Annotated in this window: 19 protein-coding genes; 12 read left to right on the forward strand and 7 right to left on the reverse strand. The window is 41.8% G+C overall.

The features are described from left to right. Nucleotides 1–178 precede the first annotated feature (178 nt). The gene (ilvC, locus tag G327_RS0118745) at nucleotides 179–1,660 is read right to left on the reverse strand and encodes a ketol-acid reductoisomerase (protein ID WP_019616345.1); all 1,482 of its coding nucleotides are present in this window, start codon (nucleotides 1,658–1,660) and stop codon (nucleotides 179–181) included. Nucleotides 1,661–1,919: 259 nt separating this feature from the next. Here ilvC and G327_RS0118750 point away from each other — a divergent pair, with 259 nt between their 5' ends. From G327_RS0118750 to G327_RS0118790, 9 genes are all read left to right on the forward strand, one after another. Continuing rightward, nucleotides 1,920–2,774, forward strand: coding sequence for a sulfurtransferase (locus tag G327_RS0118750; RefSeq protein WP_019616346.1), 855 nt, complete (start codon nucleotides 1,920–1,922; stop codon nucleotides 2,772–2,774). Between the two features lie 2 nt (nucleotides 2,775–2,776). Beyond that, nucleotides 2,777–3,658: an HTH-type transcriptional activator IlvY gene (ilvY, locus tag G327_RS0118755; protein ID WP_019616347.1), complete on the forward strand. Its 882-nt coding sequence runs from the start codon at nucleotides 2,777–2,779 to the stop codon at nucleotides 3,656–3,658. 31 nt (nucleotides 3,659–3,689) lie between these two features. Continuing rightward, nucleotides 3,690–4,067 carry a DUF6677 family protein gene (locus tag G327_RS0118760; protein WP_019616348.1) on the forward strand — a complete coding sequence of 126 codons (378 nt, stop codon included), beginning with the start codon at nucleotides 3,690–3,692 and terminating at the stop codon, nucleotides 4,065–4,067. Nucleotides 4,068–4,449: 382 nt separating this feature from the next. Next, a complete protein-coding gene (locus tag G327_RS0118765) occupies nucleotides 4,450–4,941 on the forward strand; it encodes a GNAT family N-acetyltransferase (RefSeq protein ID WP_019616349.1) in 492 nt (163 codons plus the stop codon). Between the two features lie 113 nt (nucleotides 4,942–5,054). Continuing rightward, nucleotides 5,055–5,612: a HEPN domain-containing protein gene (locus tag G327_RS0118770; protein WP_019616350.1), complete on the forward strand. Its 558-nt coding sequence runs from the start codon at nucleotides 5,055–5,057 to the stop codon at nucleotides 5,610–5,612. 104 nt (nucleotides 5,613–5,716) lie between these two features. Continuing rightward, complete coding sequence (locus G327_RS0118775) at nucleotides 5,717–6,241, forward strand: CPBP family intramembrane glutamic endopeptidase (protein ID WP_019616351.1); 525 nt, start codon at nucleotides 5,717–5,719, stop codon at nucleotides 6,239–6,241. Between the two features lie 97 nt (nucleotides 6,242–6,338). Further along, nucleotides 6,339–7,190, forward strand: coding sequence for an ion transporter (locus tag G327_RS0118780; RefSeq protein ID WP_019616352.1), 852 nt, complete (start codon nucleotides 6,339–6,341; stop codon nucleotides 7,188–7,190). A gap of 259 nt (nucleotides 7,191–7,449) precedes the next feature. Further along, nucleotides 7,450–9,108, forward strand: coding sequence for a sensor histidine kinase (locus tag G327_RS26220; RefSeq protein WP_019616353.1), 1,659 nt, complete (start codon nucleotides 7,450–7,452; stop codon nucleotides 9,106–9,108). A 13-nt stretch (nucleotides 9,109–9,121) separates the two neighbouring features. Further along, on the forward strand, nucleotides 9,122–10,654 hold the full coding sequence (locus G327_RS0118790; RefSeq protein WP_019616354.1) for an HD domain-containing phosphohydrolase: 1,533 nt from the start codon (nucleotides 9,122–9,124) through the stop codon (nucleotides 10,652–10,654). Nucleotides 10,655–10,705: 51 nt separating this feature from the next. Here G327_RS0118790 and G327_RS25115 read toward each other — a convergent pair whose 3' ends face one another. The 5 genes from G327_RS25115 to G327_RS0118815 form a co-directional block, all read right to left on the reverse strand. Then, nucleotides 10,706–11,770, reverse strand: coding sequence for a porin (locus G327_RS25115; protein WP_019616355.1), 1,065 nt, complete (start codon nucleotides 11,768–11,770; stop codon nucleotides 10,706–10,708). A 169-nt stretch (nucleotides 11,771–11,939) separates the two neighbouring features. Further along, nucleotides 11,940–12,413: an N-acetylneuraminate anomerase gene (gene nanQ / locus G327_RS0118800; protein WP_019616356.1), complete on the reverse strand. Its 474-nt coding sequence runs from the start codon at nucleotides 12,411–12,413 to the stop codon at nucleotides 11,940–11,942. 62 nt (nucleotides 12,414–12,475) lie between these two features. Beyond that, nucleotides 12,476–13,975 (reverse strand): sodium:solute symporter family protein, encoded by a 1,500-nt coding sequence (locus tag G327_RS0118805; protein WP_019616357.1) that lies wholly within the window; start codon nucleotides 13,973–13,975, stop codon nucleotides 12,476–12,478. A 41-nt stretch (nucleotides 13,976–14,016) separates the two neighbouring features. Beyond that, entirely contained in the window at nucleotides 14,017–14,895 is an 879-nt protein-coding gene (locus tag G327_RS0118810) for an N-acetylmannosamine kinase (RefSeq protein WP_019616358.1), read from the reverse strand. Further along, nucleotides 14,892–15,587: an N-acetylmannosamine-6-phosphate 2-epimerase gene (locus tag G327_RS0118815; RefSeq protein WP_026339446.1), complete on the reverse strand. Its 696-nt coding sequence runs from the start codon at nucleotides 15,585–15,587 to the stop codon at nucleotides 14,892–14,894. The genes G327_RS0118810 and G327_RS0118815 overlap by 4 nt, the downstream gene beginning before the upstream one ends. 321 nt (nucleotides 15,588–15,908) lie before the next feature. On the opposite strand from G327_RS0118815, the gene nagA reads away from it, so the two are divergent. Continuing rightward, entirely contained in the window at nucleotides 15,909–17,069 is a 1,161-nt protein-coding gene (gene nagA / locus G327_RS0118820; protein ID WP_019616360.1) for an N-acetylglucosamine-6-phosphate deacetylase, read from the forward strand. Between the two features lie 44 nt (nucleotides 17,070–17,113). Here nagA and G327_RS0118825 read toward each other — a convergent pair whose 3' ends face one another. Continuing rightward, nucleotides 17,114–17,986 carry a MurR/RpiR family transcriptional regulator gene (locus G327_RS0118825; RefSeq protein ID WP_019616361.1) on the reverse strand — a complete coding sequence of 291 codons (873 nt, stop codon included), beginning with the start codon at nucleotides 17,984–17,986 and terminating at the stop codon, nucleotides 17,114–17,116. A 336-nt stretch (nucleotides 17,987–18,322) separates the two neighbouring features. On the opposite strand from G327_RS0118825, the gene G327_RS0118835 reads away from it, so the two are divergent. Together G327_RS0118835 and G327_RS0118840 are read left to right on the forward strand one after the other, a co-directional pair. Then, nucleotides 18,323–19,219: a dihydrodipicolinate synthase family protein gene (locus tag G327_RS0118835; protein ID WP_019616363.1), complete on the forward strand. Its 897-nt coding sequence runs from the start codon at nucleotides 18,323–18,325 to the stop codon at nucleotides 19,217–19,219. Between the two features lie 242 nt (nucleotides 19,220–19,461). After that, complete coding sequence (locus G327_RS0118840) at nucleotides 19,462–19,695, forward strand: hypothetical protein (protein ID WP_019616364.1); 234 nt, start codon at nucleotides 19,462–19,464, stop codon at nucleotides 19,693–19,695. Nucleotides 19,696–19,701: the final 6 nt, after the last annotated feature.

Below are 19,701 nucleotides of genomic sequence, written 5' to 3' on the forward strand. Positions count from 1 at the left end.
AAAAAAGCCAAGGCAGAACCTTGGCTTTTAAACATTAAAAACTAAATAAAAGAATTAAGAAGCTTCTACAATCGTTTTCATGTCTGTCGGAATGTACAGCAGACGTAGTTTTATTTAGCAATTACGGATACAAAAAAGCCAAGCTAAATAGCCTGGCTTAAAATCGAGTTAGCTGTTATTAAGAAGCTTCTACAATTGTTTTCATATCGGTCATGTAGCCGCGTAGTTTCTTACCTACGATTTCTACCGGGTGAGAACGAACTGCTTCGTTAACTTCAATTAAACGTGCGTTATCAACAGAGTTAGATTTAACTGTTAAAGGTTTACCCAGCATTTCCGGGCTTAATGCTTTAACGAAATCTGCAAGTAACGGCTTAGCAGCATGGTCAAACAGGTAACAACCGTATTCAGCAGTATCAGAGATAACAACGTTCATTTCGTAAAGTTTCTTACGAGCGATTGTATTAGCGATAAGCGGTGTTTCATGTAGAGACTCGTAGTATGCAGACTCATCGATGATACCTGATGCAGTCATTGCTTCAAATGCAAGTTCAACACCCGCTTTGATCATAGCTACTAAGAAGATACCGTGGTCGTAGAACTCCTGCTCATCAATTTCCATGTCGCCGGCTGGTTGTTTTTCAAAACCAGTTTCAGCAGTTGCTGCACGCCATTTTAGCAGGTTAACGTCATCGTTAGCCCAGTCAGCCATCATAGTTGCAGAGAATTCACCTTCAATGATGTCATCCATGTGCTTATTGAATAGCGGACGTAAGATATCTTTAAGCTCTAAAGACATATCGAAGGCTTTGATTTTAGACGGGTTAGATAGACGATCCATCATATTAGTGATGCCGCCGTATTTAAGGCCTTCAGTCACCGTTTCCCAGCCGTATTGGATAAGTTTAGATGCGTAACCCGGCTCAAGGCCGTCAGCAACCATTTTTTCGTAACCTAAGATTGCGCCGGTTTGTAACATACCACAAAGGATAGTCTGCTCACCCATCAGGTCAGATTTTACTTCAGCAACAAAAGAAGACATCAGAACACCAGCGCGATCGCCGCCTGTTGCAGATGCGTATGCTTTAGCCCATGCAAGACCGTGGCCTTGTGGATCGTTCGCCGGGTGAACAGCGATTAGTGTTGGAACACCAAAACCACGCTTGTATTCTTCACGTACTTCAGAACCAGGACACTTAGGTGCACACATGATAACGGTTAAGTCTTCACGAACCTGCATGCCTTCTTCAACGATATTGAAACCGTGAGAATAAGCTAGTGTTGCGCCTTCTTTCATAAGAGGCATAACCGCACCCACTACAGCAGTGTGCTGTTTGTCAGGTGTTAAGTTACAGATTAAATCAGCAGTTGGAATTAACTCTTCGTAAGTACCAACAGTGAAACCATTTTCAGTTGCATTTTTCCAAGACTGACGTTTTTCAGCAATTGCCGCGCCGCGTAATGTGTACGATACATCAAGACCAGAATCACGCATGTTTAAACCTTGGTTTAAACCTTGAGCACCACAACCTACGATAACTACTTTTTTGCCTTTTAGTGCTTCACAGCCTTCAGAAAATTCAGTACGGTCCATAAAACGACATTGACCTAATTGATGTAACTTCTCACGTAGAGGAAGGGTATTAAAGTAGTTAGCCATTGCAGGGCACTCCAAAAAATTAGTTAATAGGGGTTAACGCAGGTAAAGTTGTTCTTTATCATTGTTTTGTATTTTCGAGAAGCACTATAGCGCATAACTTATATTGCGCAAAATGATATATTGGCAATGTTATGTTGCATAAAATGAAATATACTAAGCGTCCATTGTAGTGTTTCAGGCTGTCTCGGCTGATTCGATAAATTTATAACGTATTCAAATAGATATTATTAAAAAAGAAACATAAAAAGAAGGAAATGTTATGCCGTCGTTAATATTACCCAGCCCGCTTGTTTCAGTAGACTGGTTGAAATCTCATATCGAACACTCGGATTTAGTGCTGCTGGACAGCAGCTGGTTTATGCCTAATGTAAATAGAGACGGTCAATTGGAGTGGTTTCAAGAACGCATTCCCGGGGCGTTATTTTTCGACTTTGACCGGGAGGTTTGTAACCACCATAGTGAGCTGCCGCATATGATGCCCAGTGAGGCTGATTTTCAGCAGTCGGCGCAGGATTTAGGTATCAGCCAAAGCAGCACCATTGTGGTTTATGACAGCTTAGGCATTTTTTCCAGCCCTCGTGTCTGGTGGATGTTTAAAAGCATGGGCTTTAAGCAGATTGCAGTATTAGACGGCGGTTTACCCGCATGGAAAGCCAATGGTTTAGCAACCGAAAGTGGTAATAAAATTAAGCCGGTAGAGAAAGGTGATTTTATTGCTGATTATCAGAGTGCATTGATATGTGATGCGGATAAGGTTCTGTCGGCAACACAAAACCCTGAGCAGGCCATTATTGATGCCCGACCGTCTGCCAGGTTTTTAGGTGAAGTTCCTGAACCAAGAGCCGGCGTGCGCTCCGGCCATATGCCTAATGCTAAAAACCTGCCGGCTGCTGACATTCTTAAAGATCAGAAAATGCTGGATGCTTACCAGTTGGCACGGCTTTTTGAAGCCATTGCACCGAAAAAGCAGCATATTATTTTCAGCTGCGGCTCCGGAGTGACCGCCTGCATTTTAGCATTAGGTGCAGCACTTGCCGGGTATGAAGATTTATGTGTTTATGACGGTTCCTGGAGTGAATGGGGAAGCCGGGATGATTTACCGGTTGTGAAATAAAGGTGGATATTAAATCGTTACAGCTGTTTTTACATCTGGCAAACAGTCTGCATTTTTCTAAAACAGCGCAGGCGATGCATGTCAGCCCTTCCACGCTCAGCCGCTGTATTCAGCGTATTGAAGATGAGTTAGGGGCCGCTTTGCTGATCCGTGACAACCGCTCGGTGGTATTAACTGAAGCCGGGCTACTCTTTAAACAATATGCACTGCAGCAGGTTGAACAATGGGCGTTATTAAAACGTTCTATTAACCAGACAAAAACGGAACTGGAAGGGGAGATTAACCTGTATTGTTCGGTGACCGCAGCCTACAGCCATCTGCCGCCTATTATCGAACGCTTTCGGCGTCTGCACCCTAAAGTTGAAATTAAACTGAGCACCGGCGACAGTGCAGTTGCGATTGAACAGGTATTACAGCATAAGGTGGATTTTGCGATAACAGCTTATCCCGATACGTTCCCGGCACGGTTACATTTTATTCAGCTTGCTGAAATCCCCCTGTCTATTATAGGGCCAACGACCCCCTGCGCGGTAACTCAGCAGATAAATATGGCTAATATTGACTGGAAAAATGTGCCGTTTATTTTGCCGGAACACGGTCCAGTGCGCCGCCGCTTTGACAGCTGGTATCGACAGTTAAAATCTGGCAAGCCGTTTATTTACGCTAAAGTTGCCGGTCACGAAGCATTAATCAGTATGGTGGCTTTAGGCTGCGGTGTAGGTATTGCCCCTGATGTGGTGATTGAAAACAGTCCGGTACGGGAACGGGTACAAAGTTTATTAACCGCTACTCGCCTGCAGTCCTTTGATTTAGGTGTCTGCTGCCATAAAACCCGTTTAAATGAACCGTTAATCAGCGCATTTATCAGTTGTGTTGAAAGCTGATAATAGGTGTTTGTGATAAAGAGAAGGTTATATGAAAAAATCCACTAAAGCGTTATTACTGTCAGCTTTTTTATGTCCGGGAGCAGGGCATTTTTATTTGAAAAAATATATCCGCGGCAGTGTGTTAACAGGGGCTTTTATTAGTGCTCTTGTGGTTTTAATAGGCGATGTTATCAATATCACTAATCAGGTAACGGCGCAGCTTACAGAGCAGATAAACGCGGGAAACATCGCGTTAGACTTGACTGAGTTAACTGCTTCCATAACAGAAAAACTGCAGGGTTTCGAAGCGCCGTACCTTACTCAAATTTCGTACCTATTAATGATTTTATGGATAGTCTCTGTTGTAGATTCCTACCGAGTCGGCCGCAGGATAGAACAATATGATGATCGTGAATTATTGCAATAGCCGCAGTGTTTGCGTTTTTGATCTGCCGTTAAATAACGCTGCAAAAAGCCTCTATAGATAATTAAGGTTCTTAATATTCAGATGATATTTATTCAATTTGGATATAAAGGACCTTTTTTTTCCTTTTTGTGCTGATTACGTTTGGCTCTGAAAAATCGCTGTAGTATATTGAAATTCTAGCTGGTCATTTTTTACTCAGTAAAGAGAGTTCACTTTGTAACAGCTTGTAATTGCATAGGAATTATATTCCTTTTATTATCATATAGATTCGGAGAAGTATTTAAGCCTGCTTCAATTTAAATTTACTCCTCTACATAGAAACGCTGTTAGTTTTTGACGTAGAGTGATCATTTTACACCTGCAGTAAAAAGTAAGGGACATTATGAACGATTATAAAATAAGAGAAATTATTGAGTCCGACTGGCCGGCAATAATGAGAATTCAAAATGAAGCTTATTATTCAATCGAAGCGGAAAGTGAAGAGGTACTCAGATCTAAGCATTTAAGCTCGCCTTCAACTTGTATAGTTTGTGAGAATTCGACAGGACAGGTAATAGGTTACGGTTTGGCGCATGCATATCCCAGCCATCAGGCGCCGCAGCTTGGCGTAGCGCTTGCTGAAAAAGTGACTTCGAATAATCTTTTTATTCATGATCTGGCTGTTGAAAAAGAATCTCAGGGGCAAGGTTTAGCTAAGGTTTTATTTAATTATTTAAAATTCCTGGCTATCCAGTTTAATTATTCCAGTTTGTCGCTGGTTGCTATTCAAAATGCAGATTCGTTCTGGTCAAAAATGGGGTTTGAAAGTCTGACTCTGAAAAGCCTGGGTCCTTCTTATAATAAAAATGCTTCTTTTATGGTCACACTGGTTTGATAACCTGAATGTTGTAGTATCCACCCGCTCTTTCTAAAAAAATTAAGTTTCCGTTGAGCGGGTAATAATTTAAGTGCTTTATTTACACTGCTGTATAGAACAAGAGAGCTGATATGAGCTGGATGCAGTTTGTTATTGAATTATTAGACAAAATAACCTGGCCGCTGGTGCTGGTGTTTTTCTTTATCACCCTGCGCCAGCCTCTGTCTGCATTGATTCCCTTAGCCAAAAAAGTAAAATATAAAGAGTTTGAAGTCGAATTCAATCAGGAATTAAAAGCACTTACTGAACAGGCAAAGGGGGAGTTTCCAGAATTTAATATTGATAAAAAATCGTTGATTACAGCTTCTGCTGACAACCTGCCTAATTCAGCCGTATTAGAAGCCTGGAAAGAGGTTGATGACGCTGCAGAAAAACTGATTAAATCGTTAAACCAAAATATCGACCTTCATATTAGTACCCGTTATAAGCTGATGGAAAATATTCTGCTCAGTGAAAAAATAATCGATAGAAAAAAAGGAAAATTGTTTAACGAATTAAGACAGTTGAGAAATAAGGTTGCCCATGCCAAAGATTTTGAGGTAGGTAAGGCTCAGGCACTGCAGTATATTGAACTGTGTTTTGTTTTGGTCGATCACCTTAATCAACGGACAGACAAGCAGAGCCGTTAAAACTTATACCCAAGCTGCTTGAATCTGCATATTCATTGGTTCGGGTATATATCATACTGCCGGTTTTTTGATGGTGCTTTTCTTTTAACCACAGGGCTAGCCGCATGTATAAGTATCTAAATAATCTAATTTTTTACTTATTAGCATTAAGGCCTAAAGTATTTTTCTCCGGCGTTTACGGGTTGGCTCTATTATGGATGCTGCTTGTCTCTTTTTTCGATTATTTTTTCTTTAGCGCTGCAGTTGAAAGCGCTCCTGTGCTCAGTGATTCTGAATATATCCGTCTTGCCGTCTCCTCTTTAATTGAAGCTCCAGTCTGGGAAACGCTAATATTTCAGAGCCTTATTCAGCGCCTATTACAACAGACATATAATAACGCATGTTTATCAATTACAGCTGCTGCCGGCTTATTTGCATTAATCCATTTAACCAACTCAGTCGTTAATGCCGTTATTATTCTCTCGCTTGGTTGCGCATTAGCGCTTAGCTATGAATATGTCCGCATCAGGGCAGGTGAACGTAGTGCGTTTATTGTGGTGTGTGCCGCACATAGTTTATGGAATACCTTAGTGCTGATCATGATGCCTTTTGTTTTTCTTATGTTAGGCATGGAGACTGCGGGCTTTTGATATAAAAGATGTAAACAGGAAATATACCGCCTGTACTGGACAATGATAATCATTACTTTTATTCTGCGTTTTTAATTTATTAGCTTTTAGGCTGCAGATGACTGATTTAAAAAACTCAATCGATAAAGATTTAATGTCCGCTGGTAATAAAGGGCTGCAGCAGCGCTTTTACCAGTTAAGAAATAACAAGTTCTTTGAGCTGTTTGTTATTACGGTAATTATTTTCTCCGCATTAATGATTGGTGCGAATACCTATGATATGCCGAATCATGTATTAACGTTTATCTATGTTTTAGACTGGACTATTACGCTGATTTTTCTTGTTGAAATCATGATCCGCTTTATCGGAGAGCCGGACAAAAAACGTTTTTTCCATAATTTATGGAATGTTTTCGATACGTTAATTGTGATTGTCAGTTTAATTCCGATAGACGATGGAGACATGGCCGTCTTGGGGCGTCTAGTCCGTATTTTCCGGGTACTGCGCATGATTTCAATTATTCCTGAACTACGCCTGCTGATTAACTCACTAGTAAAAGCATTACCACAGCTAGGTTATGTGATGCTGCTGATGTTTATTATTTTTTATATTTATGCTGCGGTCGGTTCAACATTCTTTGCTGATATTAACCCTGTTTTGTGGGGAGATATTTCCATTAGTTTACTAACCCTGTTCAGGGTCATGACCTTTGAAAGCTGGACGTCGGTGATGTACGAAACCATGGCTGTTTATCCTCTTTCGTGGATCTATTATCTGACCTTTATCTTTTTTACCGCATTTGCATTTTTAAATATGGTGATCGGTATTGTGGTAAATGTATTAGAGCAGGAAAGGCAGAAGCTTGAAGATGAGCAGGACAAGTTATGCGCACAGCCGAGCATGTCTGACCTGCAGCTGCAGTTAGATGAAATTAAAGGATTACTAAAAAAACAGCATAACTCAGGATAAAGCGTCTATTTTACTTGCCGGTAAAAATGAACATAGGGAAGCTGATGCTTCCTTTTTTGATCTGCGCTGTCAGCTTCCTCCTGAGATGGCGATTCAGGTAACAGCCGCGGCTAGGGATAATATATTCTTTAGAAAGTGTGAATACGGCCGCGCAAAAAGAGAAATTGTAAATTAAGCTATAACTATCTAAATAATCTAATAATGTAGTGTTTAATGTAACCCTCCCTATAAATGGATGATGAACTAAAGGCGGCAGGAAATGACCGAAAGCTCTGCGAAGTATAAAGTAACCTCAAACACCAGCAAGTTACCTTCGCTTATCACTCTGCTTACCTTTATCTGTACTGTTGTTGCACTGTCCTTTTCTTATTACTCCTACCACACCATGCAGGAAGTGCAGAAAGCCAATGAAAACCGTTATCAGTCATTCTTGTTAGCAGATCAGTTACGCTTAAGCTCGGATCAGCTTACTTTAATGGCGCGTACTTACGCAGTAACCGGTAATGAAAAATATTTAGGTTTTTATAACGATATTTTAGCTGTCCGTAACGGCACTAAAGCCCGTCCGGAAAATTATCATCGCGTGTACTGGGATTTGTTAATGCCGGAAAAAGGCAGTGCGCCCTTTGCAGATGGAGAAACAAATTCATTTAAGCATCTAATGTACAAATTAGGTTATACAGCGCAGGAGTTTGATTTTCTGGAAGCTGCAAAAAACACCTCAAACCAGCTGACTGCTATTGAGTTCGATGCTTTTATTGAAGTTAAAACCGGGCTGCAGAAAAAAGGCGATTATTTACAGTCTGAGCAGCGAATGCAGGCTTTGTCTCTTTTATACAGTAATGAGTATTTTATTGAAAAAGCGAAGATAATGTCGGCAATTAATGATTTCTTCTACTTTCATGAGAGACGAACAGATCAGCGGGTTGAGTCGATGCAGTTTCAGTATTACTGGGCAACGAATTCAGCGCTGTTGTCTTTTGTTCTGTTAGTTTTTCTGCTGCTTTACAGTTTGTATTTAAGTTATCAGAGCAAAGCTTTTTTTATTCAAGAGATGAAGAAAGAGGTTGCTAACCGTACTTTTGAACTGTTTGAAAAACGAGAACAGCTAAAAGTGACTATTCAGGAAATGGAGTTAACCAAAAACCAGCTGGTGGAGTCAGAGAAAATGGCTTCTCTGGGGAATTTAGTCAGCGGTGTTGCGCATGAGGTAAATACGCCTCTCGGGGTGAGTGTTACTTTAGCATCACATCTTCAGGATGAAACAAACTTACTATCGGAAAATGTAAGCAGTGGAAAACTAAAACGCTCTGAATTAGAAAGCTACTGCAGCGAATCTATTGAAAACTGTACCATGCTTTTAGCTAATTTAGACCGGGCGGCTAATCTTATCCGCAGTTTTAAACAGGTTGCTGTAGATCAGAGCAGTGCTGAGGTGCGTGAATTTAAAATTAGTGAATATGTGCATGAGGTATTACTGAGTTTACGCTCTAAGCTTAAGAAAACGCAGATTAAAATAGATGTACAAGTACCGGATGATGAGCCTAAGGTGGAAACCTATCCCGGGGCACTTGCGCAGATTATTACTAATCTGGTAATAAACGCTCTGATTCATGCTTTTAATGACGGCAGCGAAAAAGGAATGATCTGTTTCAGCATTGAGTTTGAACAGAATGATGTAAAGCTTACCATTGCTGATGACGGCAAAGGTATGGTTCCCGGGGTATGCGCTAAAATATTTGAGCCGTTCTTCACCACACAGCGAGGTACAGGCGGCAGCGGCTTAGGTTTAAGTATTGTTTATAACCTGGTGGTTCATCAGCTGCTGGGCTCGATCAGCTGCCGGTCAACTCTAGGGCAGGGAGCTGTTTTTAATTTACGATTTCCAATGCGGGTAAATGAGAATGCGGAAAAATAATTAGGAGAGGCATGTGGACTGGTTAGCAGAAGAAGATGAGACTGACACTGAGTTAGTGGTGAGCACTGAACACTGCAATATACTGATTGTTGATGATGAAGAAGATGTGCATGCGACAACAATATTAACCATGAAACGCTTTATGTTTGAAGGGAAAAGCATGCGCTTCTTTAGTGCTCACTCTGCTCTCGAAGCGAAGCAGATTTTGAAGCAGGAAAGGCGGTTTTCATTGATTCTTTTAGATGTCGTGATGGAAACGGAAAATGCAGGTTTAGACTTAGCAAAATATATCCGCCAGGATCTTAAAAACCGATTTACCCGTATCATTCTGCGTACCGGCCAGCCAGGAGTTGCACCCGAACATAGCGTTATCAGAGATTTTGATATTGACGGTTATAAAAGTAAAACAGAACTGCGTAAACAGGATTTAGAATCCTCATTTTATACTTCACTACGCGCGTATCGGGATATCTGCCAGTTACAAAAGCACCGTGAAATTTTAGAGCAGGTAATTGATTCAATTGCCAATATAAGCCAAATTGGGGATCTGCTTAATTTTGCAGCCGCTGTATTAGCACAGATCGAGCTGGTACTTAACCTATCTACCACTAAGATGCTGATTGAATCTTCTGAAACATTTGCTATTTCGCAAATGGAAGACCGCCTGAATATGTTTTCTGCTAATGCAAATGTTGTTCATGTATTAGAGCATAGCGATATTAATCATCTGCCAGATCATGAACGAGATCTTTTTCTAAAAGCACTGAAGGTAAAGCATAACTTTCATGAAGGACGTTACTACGTTTATTATCACCATTCTGATCGTGGTTATGACACTATCTTTGCTTTTGAGACGAAACAGCCTTTAGAAAACGCAGAAATCCGCATGATTGATCTGTTTCTGCGCAATGTGCTGCTGAGTTATGAGAATCTCTTATTAGTTAATGCATTTGAGGAAACTCAGGAATTAGCGATTACTTTGATGGGTGGAACAATGGAGTCGCATTCTAAAGAAACCGGTGCGCATGTTGTCAGGGTCGGCTTATATGCAATGCATCTGGCTAAACTTAACGGTGAAACTGCATACTTCTGCGAACGAATTCGTCTGGCCGCTCAGCTGCATGATGTCGGCAAAGTAGGTGTACCGGATTCTATTCTGAAAAAAGAAGATAAATTTACTGCACAAGAGTGGGCGGAGATGCAGCTGCATGTAAATAAAGGCTGGGATATTTTACAGGGGCTGGATAATTCCATTATAAAAATGGCATCGAATTTGGTTGTTGATCACCATGAAAAATGGGACGGCAGCGGTTATCCTAATGGGAAAAAACAACTTGAGATAAGTCTGGAAGGTCGGATCACGGCTATTGCTGATGTCTTTGATGCCCTGTGCAGTAAACGCTGCTATAAAGATCCCTGGACATTAGAACAGGCTAGGCAGGAAATATTAAATGGTTCCGGCAAGCACTTCGATCCGCAGCTGACCACTTTGTTTATTGATAATTTCTCCGTGTTTTCTGAGATCTACCAGCAGAATCCCGATTAAAAGGAGTTAGTTAAAAACCAGCGTAAAAACGCTGGTTTTTAACTTATTCTATTAAAACTCGTAACGCAGACTTGCTGTTAACTCTGCACCTTTCTCTTTTGCCGCCATTGTCACACCAGAGGCGTTTACGGTAGATTGATAACCTTTATTATCTGTGTAGTTCAGGAATAGTGATGACTGCGTGGTTAAACGATACTGCACTTCTGTTTGAATCGCATCTTCCACTTTTCGGTCTTGACCTTCAAATTTAAGGTAACGATAACCAGCACGTACTACCCAGTCACCAAAGTCATAAGCTAATCGAAAGTCTGCACCGTCGGTAATAGCGTCAGAGGCACTTGTTAACTGCATCTTTTCTTGAGCGTATGATGCACCAGCATAGAGGCCTCCTAAGAAATAACGAGCACCGACACCGTAAGTCTGGTAGTTTGAAACCCCTGTATCAAGGAAGTGATCTGAGCTTTCATCAGCGCTGGTATTTTGAAACATTGCTGACGGCTGTAAGGAACCAAGTTTACCCATATCAATGTTATAACGAGCTGCAAAGTTATAACCTGATTTTACTGAGGTGTTAGCAATAAAAGCAGTTGCTACTTCAAGGTCACCTAGCTCATTTCGATACTGCAGGGTGCCGTTTTGACGGAAGATCAGTGCTGAGCTGCTGTCAACAGTTCCTGCATGAGCACCTGCAACGGGGTCTCCACCCGTGGAGAAGATATCACCGATATCAGAAAACAGTGTTACTCCTGAGAGAACGCGCCCCGTTTCTATACGACCGTAATCATGAAAGTCTACACCTGCCCAGGCATAACGAACTTGCCAGTCAATGCTGGCATCATCATCATTCGGTACCAGTTGATACTGCAGCAGACCGATAAGAGATGCGTTTTCATTGATAGTTTGACTGCCATTTAAGCCGAATCGAGAGTTTGTTGAACCTAAGTACTTACTTTCACCGGTGGCACTTTTATTTTCATCTTGGAACTTGAAGTCACCCTGCATACGCGCATAAAGATTAATGTATGAGCCGTCTTCAGTTTCGTAGATCTTGGCGGCGTTAGCCGCGCCTGAAGCAAGTAAAGCAGGCAATAGAGCAATAAGTAATTTTTTGTTCATGGTGATACCTTAGTTTTATAAGTTATATTTAATCCATGTTAATGAGCGAAGAAAGTCCCTTTCTATGCTTTTTCGGCAACAAAAATCCCGCCTTAGTAAAAAGGAGTAAAAACGGGGTTATGCTTTGCTTGTGCCGGCAGAGGAGAGCTGCCGGCAGGGACTTATCTGTTTAGCTGTTTAAAAGGTGCTTATGCACTTTAATCACAATTTTTTTTAGCTCTCCGGGTTTATTAATCAAACACCCCGGTTTATGGGGCTGCTCGGGAAAGAAAACAGCAAACATTTTAGGGGATAGATTTACCTCACTGACTTTATTCATATTTTTAATAAGATAAAAATCATTCTCAGCGTCATAAGGTTGAGCGACGGGGCAGGTCGAATCTGCTAAACAAAATTCAATTTTTTCTTCACCTGAGATCAAGCACTGTACATCAATATAGTCTTTGTGTACTTCTGCTTGCTTGTCTACAGCATCAGATGTTGTAAAGGTCATTACGTTAGCAAACATAAACTCACCGTCAATTTCATGGCGCCCTATGCTTAATGCCTGTAAATTATTGCTGGTCAAAAAATCAACCGCTTTTTGAATGGCGGCAGGTAACTGTTGATTGTGTTGTGTATCTTCAATATGGCCAAAAATCATAATCGTACTCTCTGTAAAGAAGGTTTAAGCCCTATTACTTAAACCTTCATTCGTAGGGGAAGTTAAATTCGTGCGCGTTTTCCGACGGTCAGGTTTTCTGCAGTTTCTGAATCTTTATTATCTTTAAACAGCGGTGCCGTTAACACTCCGACAATAACCACCATTAAGGTGCCGATAACGCCGTAGAAGAAGAAGTTTAAATCGGTTGCCGAGCGAACCCACAATACCGTGGCAATACTTACTACTACACCTGCTAATGCACTGTTTGCGTTAGCTTTGCGGAAGAAGATACCGAGCATAAACAGACCTGTCATTGGACCGCCCATCAAACCTAATAGACTGTTGAAGGCATCCCAGATTTCACTCTCATTGGACATGATAAGGTAAGTTGAAGCGGCAACACCTAATAAGCCCGCGATGACTGTGATAATACGGCCGACTTTAAGGTTGTTCTCCGGTGTTGTCTGTTTGTTGATTTTTCCGTAAACATCCGAGGTAAAACATGCCGCTATACTGTTCAGGCTGCTGGAAATGCTTGACTGGGAAGCTGCAAAGATAGCCGCGATAATTAACCCGGCAACACCTGCCGGCATTTGTGAAATAATGTAGAAAGGCAGGATCCCGCCGGTATTAAAGTTGTCCGGTAACAGCTGCGGCTGCTGCGAGTAGTATGCAAATAAAGCGGAGCCTACTGCGAAGAAGAAGATCGGCACACAGGCAACTAGTTTTGCATTAGTAATAAGCGCTTTTTTTGTCTCTTCAATATTATCAGTCACGATGTAACGCTGTACAACGTCCTGACTTGCTGTGAACTGCTGCAGCGAAGCAAAGAAGAAACCAATCATTAGTACCGGGATGGTACTTTCTGTCCAGCTCCAGCTGAACTGCTCTGCAGGGAAGTATTTATCAGCTTCAGCGGACATCGAGAATATTTCTACAATGCCGCCGTCGACATTGAAACAGATAACCACAAAGATAAGAATGGCTGCCACTGAAAGCATCACGCCCTGAATAACATCGGTCCAGATAACCCCTTCAATACCGCCTAAGAAAGTATAAATAATACACAGCACACCGATTAAGAAAACAATGGTCAGCGGGCTCATATCAATAAACGGCATTAAAGCAAGTGCGGTTAAATAGGTGACAATAGCAATACGGCCAATATGGAAAAGCATAAATGACAGACTGCCGAATAAACGCATTTTTACATCAAAGCGGCGCTCTAAATATTCATAAACTGATGTTAAATTAAGCTTGCGGAAAAAAGGAATATAGAACCAGAATACGATAGGTAGAATAGCAATCGCAACATACTGGCCGATCAGGAACGTCCAGTCATCTGTATAAGCTTTAGCCGGAATAGACATAAAAGTAATCGAGCTTAAGGTTGTTGCAAAAACACTGAAACCGGCCGCCCATCCGGGAATACGCCCCCCGGCTTTAAAATAATCATCGGCCGATTTCTGGCGTTTGGCAAAGTAAACCCCGACAGCCATAATGGCGGACAGGTAGATGAGCAGTGCAAAGTAATTTAATGAACCAAATGCGCTTGTTTCCATGATCAAAAGCCTCTTTAAAATTATTAGTAATATGAATTAGTTTATTTATGTAACGACAGCGCCCACTGCGCAGCGCCTATTAGTCCCGCATCGGCACCGCATGCTGCTGTAGACAGTCTGCTCTGATGCGCGGCAGGAAATTCGTCAAGACAGTCCCGTACCAGTTCAATGTAACCTGGTGCAAGTCCGATACTGCCGCCTAAAACTACCTGCTCAACATCTAAGGTGATGCTTAAGTCGGCAACTAAATTAGCGATAGTCTGTGCTGAACGCTGGATAATTTTTTGTGCCTGCGGATCCTGATCAAGGAATTTTTTATAAACATATTTCCCGTCACAATGGTCTCCCCAGAGTACTTTGCCGGCATTACCGATAGCAGTGCCGGATGCAATGCTTTCAACACAGCCGCGTCGTCCGCAGCCGCAGCGCGAACCGTTCGGATCGGCTAAAACATGCCCTGCATGCCCGGCAACGCCACGGCTGCCGGTCAGCAGTTTATTATTGATAACAATGCCGGCGCCTACACCTGTGGAGATGGTGATAAATGCCATATTACTGATATCTTGTGGTAATAATTTATATTCAGCCCAGCCGGCAGCTTGTGCGTCATTAATTACATAAACCGGACGCTGGCTGATTTCCTGAATTTTATTCTGTAGAGGGTAGTTATTTAACCCGCCCAGATTATCTGGATTGAGTGCGCCTAATATACCGTTTTGGATAATGCCGGTGGAGGCAACTGCGATAAAATCAGCATCTTTACTAAGCCCGGTTATCAGCTCTGTTAGTGCCTCATCCATTACTTCCGGCTGGGTTGAAGAAGGCGTTTTTATCTGTGTACGGGAAGAAATCACACCGTCACAAATAAGCGCGGCGGCCATTTTTGTACCGCCGATATCAACCGCTAAGCAACTGTTCATGCTGCATCTCCAGTTTGTGTACTGCGGCCGGATTCAACCTGTTCTTTGAACCAGCCGCAGATATGTTCAATGCGCGTAATGGCAGAGCCGACAGTGACCGATGATGCGCCGGCTTCAACGGCTTTACGAGCAAGTTCTGGTGAGTTGTAGCGGCCCTCTGCCATAACAAAACACCCCTGTGCATTAAGTTTAGTCACTAGTGATAAATCCGGATCCGCGGGAACCGGACCGCCGGTATAACCTGATAATGTTGTTCCGATAATTTCAACACCCAGTCTCTGGCAGTAAATACCTTCTTCGAAAGTCGAACAGTCAGCCATCACCAGGCAGCCTTGCTTTTTAATTTCTTCGACTAAGGTGCGGATAGAAACGGGACGCGGGCGGTGGGTTGCATCAATGGCAATGATATCTGCACCGGCTTCTTTTAATGCCGTTACATCTTCAATAAAGGCTGTGATACGGATATCTGAATTCTCAAGATCACGTTTTACTATGCCGATAATGGGTACACTGACATGGGGCCTTACTGCTTTTAGATTATTTACGCCTTCAATTCTTAAGCCGGCGGCACCGCCGGCAACACTTGCCTGTGCCATCGCTGCGACAATTTCAGGTGAATCCATTGGTCCGAAATCTACGGGCTGGCATGAAGCAACAAACCCTTTCTTTAAGGTATTTAGACAATTATTCACTGTAGTTAAACTCCGATGCTTATTGTTGTTGTGTAAGTGTGGCTCCATAGTGCGCTTTGTGGAGTTAAACTTCAATGTGTCGTTGTTTGGTTTTTGAGCTGGATCTCATTATTTGATTTTTATCGCAGTTTATATTGTTACGCTAAAAATGCTGTGAGCCCTTTGTTTACTGTCGTGGTGTGTGTCGTTGGGTGCTTTTGAGTGTTGTTGAATATTTATAATAAACTTCAAGTGAATGGAGTTTGGCTCCTTTTTGTTGTAGTTTAGCGACAGGTTATTATTGAAAGTGTCTATTTATTTAAAGTATTGGAGTGAAATTGTATGCCTATTAGTACAAAAAAAATGTTACCGGCTTTTGCGTTAACCAATGTTGATGTATTTGATGGAGATAAAGTTCTGAATAATCAGGTAATTGTGATTGAAGGGCAGACGATTAAATCTGTTGCTCCTATGGAAAGTGTCACTTCGCTTCCAGAAATACAGATAGCTTCACCGGGGTTATTAGCGACTGCCGGATTTATTGATCTGCAGTTAAACGGCTGCGGCGGTGTGTTATTGAACAGCGCAATTGAAGAGAAAACCTTAACGGTAATGAATCATACTAATTTAATTTCCGGGACAACACAGTATTTACCAACACTGGTAACAAGTTCGCAGGCTGACTTATGTAAAGCAGTTGAACTTGTTGAAGGGCTGAAAAATCCAGAGGAACAGGGCATTCTTGGTCTGCATCTTGAAGGGCCGTTTATAAATAAAAAGAAAAAGGGCGCACATGCTCAGCAGTATATTCGGGAATTAGACACCGCAGCCGCAGATTACTTAACTGAGCATAAAAGCGCAGTCAAAGTGCTGACTGTCGCGCCTGAATGTGTCTCTCAGGAGGTGATTAATAAGCTGACCAGTGCCGGTATTATTGTTTCCATGGGGCACACTAATGCAACCTATGAACAGCTGGAAAATAAGCAGGGTATTGTGATGGCAACACATCTATATAATGCCATGACGCCTTTGACATCCAGAGAACCCGGGGCAGTTGGTTATGTTTTAAATCACCGCCCTTATAGCGGAATTATTGTTGACGGTATCCATAGTGATTTTGCTGCTGTGCGTTTAGCGCATGAGCATTTAGGTGAACGGTTATTTATGGTAACTGACGCGGTTACTCCTGCCGGCACTGATTTAACAGAGTTTGATATGGCCGGTACAGCTGCATTTGTGAGTCAAGGAAAATGTCATTTTGCAGACGGCACCATAGCCGGAGCAAGTATCACCATGATTAAGGGGATTCATAATCTTATTGATAAAGTCGGATTAAGTCGTGAAGAAGCTTTAAGAATGGCCAGTTTATATCCTGCTCAAGCGGTTAATATGGCACATCAGTACGGGCGGATTAAAGCGGGTTATAAAGCGAATATCACCCTGTTAAACGCTGACAATGAAGTTAACAGCGTATATCAGATGGGCAGACGCTTTAATCCGTAAGCTTGATTAAAGCGTTATAAGCATTGAACAGAAAAGCTTAATGCTTATTTAAACAGGGCCTGAGTGGTTTTCAGCTTTTTACTTTGCGCATAGGAAACATCGCGTTTAACCAGTGATGTATAAATTAAATCGAGTATAAATAACTGCGCGATTTTTGTGCCGATTGAATCCCCTTGAAGCTGGCCCTGGCGGTTACCGTTAACTAATACAAAATCTGCAAACTGAGTAATATCAGAGCGGGGATTATGGGTTAAGGCAACGGTTACTGCGCCGGATTCTTTCGCTATTTTAATCGTTTTAGTGGTTTCATCTGAATTTCCAGAATGACTGATACCCACTGCAATATCACCCGGCTGTAATAAGCTGGCTTTCATATACATGAAATGGTTATTGGTTAACGCATCAACATTGAGGCCGATGCGCATAAATTTATGTTTTGCATTTTCAGCTGCTAAACCCGATGATCCGACGCCAAAGAAATATATGGAAGGCGCATTACTAATCAGCTCTGTTACTTCCTCAAGGGCATTAAAGTCTAACAGGTTAATTGTTTCAGACAGGACATTATCAATGGTTGATTTTAGTTTCTGTCCGATAGTTTCAGCATTGTCTGCAGCGGTTACATCGGTATCAAAAATCGACTTTTCCTGCTGGTTCAGGTTAGACAACTCAATAGCCAGCTCCATTTTGAAGCCTTGGAATCCTTTAAAGCCTAATGTGCGGCAAAAACGTATAATAGTTGCTTCGCCTGCATTAACTATTTGTGACAGCTCTGCAATCGATAATTTACTTACCTCAGAAGGATTGCTTAATACGTAATCGGCAATTCGTTTAGATGACGGGGTAAGGCTGTTATATAAACTTCCAATCGTATCCAGCACTTTTCCTGCTTTGATAGAGTCTTTCTGCTCCGACATAATTAATTCCTGATAATGTAAAAATATAAATTAATTTTCGCATGAGTTCAGCAGTTTGTGAAGTGGAACTCCAATTATAGCGATGCTAAAAAGCCAGCTCTTCGCTAAACCCCCAAAATCTGCTTAACTTTAGTAAAAGACAACTCTGCACTAAGCCGCTTTTATTTTTAACTGTCTTGAAGTAATCATGGTGCAGATCACATTTTGTTTTAAAATTGAACATGAAACACTTTTATTTAGTTGCATTATGAAACTTTACTCCATAATATTAGTTTCACTCCGAATTGGTCGGTAATGCTGGAGAAAATCTCCATTAGTTGTTTAAGGTAAAATCCTATGAAAAAGTTAAGCGGTTTAATTGCAGCGCCACATACCCCTTTTGATCAGAATCAGCAGGTAAATTTTCCCGTGATTGATCAAATTGCAGCCCATCTTATTAAAGACGGTGTTAAAGGAATTTATATATGCGGTACAACGGGTGAAGGCATTCACTGCAGTGTTGAAGAGCGTAAAGCTATTGCTGAACGCTGGGTGCAGGCTTGTGCAGGCAAGATGGATATTATTATTCATACCGGCGCTTTAAGTATTGTTGATACATTAACGCTTACACGTCATGCAGATACATTAGATATTTTAGCGACTTCGGCAATCGGACCGTGCTTTTTCAAGCCGGGATCGGTTAGCGCTTTAGTTGATTACTGCGCCGCGGTTGCCGCAGCTGCTCCTTCTAAAGGTTTTTATTATTACCATTCAGGCATGTCAGGTGTAAACCTTGATATGGAGCAGTTCTTAATCGAAGCTGAATCACGTATTCCAAACTTATCAGGCCTTAAATTTAACAGCGGTGATTTATATGAATACCAGCGTTGTTTACGTGCCTGTGATGGTAAGTTTGATATCCCATTCGGTGTGGATGAGTTCCTACCCGGTGCACTAGCGCTGGGCGCAAAAAGTGCAGTCGGCAGTACTTATAACTATGCAGCCCCGCTTTTCCATAAAATCATTGATGCCTTTAATGCTGGTGACCAGGATACGGTATTTAAAGGGATGGATAATGTGATTGCTCTGATCCGTGTCCTAGTTGAATTCGGCGGGGTTGCTGCCGGTAAAACTGCAATGCAGTTACACGATATCGATGCCGGTGATCCGCGTTTACCATTGTCGCCTTTAAGCGCAGAGCAGAAAGCACTGGTTGTTGAGCGAATGAGAGCTGCTGACTTTATAAATGTTTAATATTGGCAAATAAAACAACAGATTCACTGCCGCTGTAATTAGCGGCTTTTTTTTATCGAAGGAGCTGTTGTTTTTAAGCAGAGAGGGGAAAGATAGATATTGAGGAATGTCGTTTATCCCGAGCTCAGATTACAAATAAATGTTGTGACGGCGTCCTTGTTTGAGCTTTCTACTCCCTTTTTTTGCCGCTGTATGAGTGTTATGTTCAGATCATCACATAGGATCCTTGTGCAGGAGTAAAAATGGCTGATTATCAATTTTTCAAACATAAAAACAATAGCAGCGTGGTATATTTAGATGTTGATTCATCTGCTTATTACCATGAGAAAGAACTGTTGATTGATCAGGGCTTTGAAATTCAAGATAATATATTCCAAACTCCGGCTGATAAAGGCAGCCTGGAAAAATCACAAGATGTACTTATCGAATCGTTTGTACATTATGGAGCCGGCCGTTCTAATCTTGGGCGATCTTAGGGCTAG

Source organism: Psychromonas ossibalaenae ATCC BAA-1528 (assembly GCF_000381745.1).
Taxonomy (GTDB): domain Bacteria; phylum Pseudomonadota; class Gammaproteobacteria; order Enterobacterales; family Psychromonadaceae; genus Psychromonas; species Psychromonas ossibalaenae.

Coding starts and splice junctions, on each gene's coding strand:
- G327_RS0118770 (WP_019616350.1), top strand. CDS start 5,055: ATGAGCTGGATGCAGTTTGTTATTGAATTATTAGACAAAATAACCTGG.
- G327_RS0118810 (WP_019616358.1), bottom strand. CDS start 14,895: ATGAACAGTTGCTTAGCGGTTGATATCGGCGGTACAAAAATGGCCGCC.
- nanQ (WP_019616356.1), bottom strand. CDS start 12,413: ATGATTTTTGGCCATATTGAAGATACACAACACAATCAACAGTTACCT.
- G327_RS26220 (WP_019616353.1), top strand. CDS start 7,450: ATGACCGAAAGCTCTGCGAAGTATAAAGTAACCTCAAACACCAGCAAG.
- G327_RS0118825 (WP_019616361.1), bottom strand. CDS start 17,986: ATGTCGGAGCAGAAAGACTCTATCAAAGCAGGAAAAGTGCTGGATACG.
- G327_RS0118765 (WP_019616349.1), top strand. CDS start 4,450: ATGAACGATTATAAAATAAGAGAAATTATTGAGTCCGACTGGCCGGCA.
- G327_RS0118835 (WP_019616363.1), top strand. CDS start 18,323: ATGAAAAAGTTAAGCGGTTTAATTGCAGCGCCACATACCCCTTTTGAT.
- G327_RS0118775 (WP_019616351.1), top strand. CDS start 5,717: ATGTATAAGTATCTAAATAATCTAATTTTTTACTTATTAGCATTAAGG.
- nagA (WP_019616360.1), top strand. CDS start 15,909: ATGCCTATTAGTACAAAAAAAATGTTACCGGCTTTTGCGTTAACCAAT.
- G327_RS0118840 (WP_019616364.1), top strand. CDS start 19,462: ATGGCTGATTATCAATTTTTCAAACATAAAAACAATAGCAGCGTGGTA.
- G327_RS0118780 (WP_019616352.1), top strand. CDS start 6,339: ATGACTGATTTAAAAAACTCAATCGATAAAGATTTAATGTCCGCTGGT.
- G327_RS25115 (WP_019616355.1), bottom strand. CDS start 11,770: ATGAACAAAAAATTACTTATTGCTCTATTGCCTGCTTTACTTGCTTCA.
- G327_RS0118760 (WP_019616348.1), top strand. CDS start 3,690: ATGAAAAAATCCACTAAAGCGTTATTACTGTCAGCTTTTTTATGTCCG.
- ilvC (WP_019616345.1), bottom strand. CDS start 1,660: ATGGCTAACTACTTTAATACCCTTCCTCTACGTGAGAAGTTACATCAA.
- G327_RS0118750 (WP_019616346.1), top strand. CDS start 1,920: ATGCCGTCGTTAATATTACCCAGCCCGCTTGTTTCAGTAGACTGGTTG.
- G327_RS0118805 (WP_019616357.1), bottom strand. CDS start 13,975: ATGGAAACAAGCGCATTTGGTTCATTAAATTACTTTGCACTGCTCATC.